Origin of the sequence: Demequina iriomotensis, assembly GCF_000971395.1 — a bacterium.
GTDB classification, from domain to species: domain Bacteria; phylum Actinomycetota; class Actinomycetes; order Actinomycetales; family Demequinaceae; genus Demequina; species Demequina iriomotensis.
In genome coordinates this window covers 1-1,071 of the sequence record NZ_BBME01000005.1, presented here as the reverse complement: position 1 = coordinate 1,071, position 1,071 = coordinate 1, and the positions used below count along the sequence as shown (strand labels likewise).

Genomic DNA, 1,071 nt, shown 5'->3' with positions numbered 1-1,071 from the left:
GCGTGGAGACGTTCACCTACTGATCGGGACCACGATGCGACGCCGGGGCTGCCTCCCCGGCGTCGCATCGTCCCTGATGGATGCTCCCGCGAGGATCCTCAACTTCGCGGTCCGGCGGCCGATCTGGCCAGTGATTCGGCATTGATTGCCACTTTCTTGACACCTGGGGGAACGCCGCGGCTGTCGGCGGCACCCGGCCCATGGACGGGCCGGTCCCCGCACGCTTCACTCTCAACGGATGGAGAGACATGGACGGCCTGACCGCGGAGCCGCGCAAGCGCGGCATGAAGATCCGTGCCCAGATCCTCATGGCCTTCGGGATCGTGGTGGGCCTCCTGTGGGGCTCCGCGATCGTGGCCTCGCTCGAGCTGCGCGACCAGGGCGCGAGCGGGTACAACGTCGCGCACGATGTCGCGATGCTCGAGCGCGAGCTCGGCGACCTGCGGGTCGCGCTCGGCGAGGTCCAGACCGAGACCGCCGTGCTCACCTCGGCGGCCGGCGAGAGCGAGATCGCGGGCGCGGCCGAGTCTCTCGACGCCGCGTACGCCGCGTTCCTTGCGAGCTACGAGTCCATGTTCGGCGCTCAGCCGGCGACGGCGGCGGAGGTCTCCGCGGCGTGGGAGCAGTACCGCGACACGCTCGCCGGAGCAGCCGCCGCGCCCGACGGTGCGAGCGGGGGCCAGGCGATCGCGCTCGAGTCCCGGCTGCAGACGGTCGAGGCCGGCGTGGGCGACCTCGCGACCGAGGTCGACGAGGCGCTCGAGGATCTCCTCCTCGCGCACCAGGTGAAGAGCCGGGACGCGGTCATCACGGTGATCGCGCTGCAGGTCGGCGCCACTGCGCTCGCCCTCGTGCTCGCCTTCAGCCTCGCCCGTCGCATCGGGCGCGGAGTCCTCGCGGTCAAGGGCGCGCTCGACGCCCTCGCCGGGGGCGACCTCACGGTCGCCGCGACGGTGCGCAACCGCGACGAGATCGGCGCGATGGCCGATGCGCTCGCCGTGGCGCAGCGCGCGCTCGCCTCCACCATCGCGGGCGTCGCGGACTCCGCGAGGACGGTGGCGGCTGCTGCTG

Annotated in this window: 1 protein-coding gene; it reads left to right on the top strand. The window is 72.5% G+C overall.

Translation table 11 applies throughout. The features are described from left to right. Positions 1-248: 248 nt before the first annotated feature. On the top strand, positions 249-1,071 hold an 823-nt coding region (locus AOM09_RS00030; protein WP_169747584.1), incomplete at its 3' end, for a HAMP domain-containing protein.